Origin of the sequence: Endozoicomonas atrinae (assembly GCF_001647025.1) — a bacterium.
GTDB lineage: Bacteria > Pseudomonadota > Gammaproteobacteria > Pseudomonadales > Endozoicomonadaceae > Endozoicomonas > Endozoicomonas atrinae.
In genome coordinates this window covers 1-530 of record NZ_LUKQ02000771.1, presented here as the reverse complement: position 1 = coordinate 530, position 530 = coordinate 1, and the positions used below count along the sequence as shown (strand labels likewise).

1 protein-coding gene is annotated in these 530 nt (G+C 48.7%); it reads left to right on the top strand.

Translation table 11 applies throughout. The features are described from left to right. A partial coding sequence (locus AK963_RS34415; protein ID WP_175404795.1) for a hypothetical protein occupies positions 1-530 on the top strand: 530 nt, incomplete at both ends.

Below are 530 nucleotides of genomic sequence, written 5' to 3'. Positions count from 1 at the left end.
GGTGCAGTAAAAGGCTTTGCGGCAGGCATTCTCAATGTATTAGCAACCATTACTTATGGCTGGCAGAAAATCTTTGAAGTTACCGGGCTCGAAACATTAGAGAAGAAATTTGCCGCAACCACGAACTTAATGCGGGATCAGGCAGCGGCCTTTACCAAGGAAGTCGTCGAGGATGCCAAAGACGCAAAAGACGCTTTGGTGGGTATGTATGAGTCATTTGCAACGGAGCATAAAAAGGCACAGGTAAACGTCCGTAAAGAGAGCAAACTCACTTGGGATATGGTTCGTGAGGAACGGAACCGTTACAAGGTCGAGACAGAGGATGCAGCCGATACCATGGTCGCTGCATTCAAAGACGTTAAGGATGCCATTGAACAGGTCAATGATGCTGAGAGCCGTGTAGAACTTGCCAGCCTCGGTGTCACTATTGCCGAAGCCTTTTCACAGGGAACGCTATCGCTCGAAGAATACACAGAGGCGATGGATGCGAGCCGGGAAAAGCTCAAGTCATTTAAAGAGGAAGCGGAAGA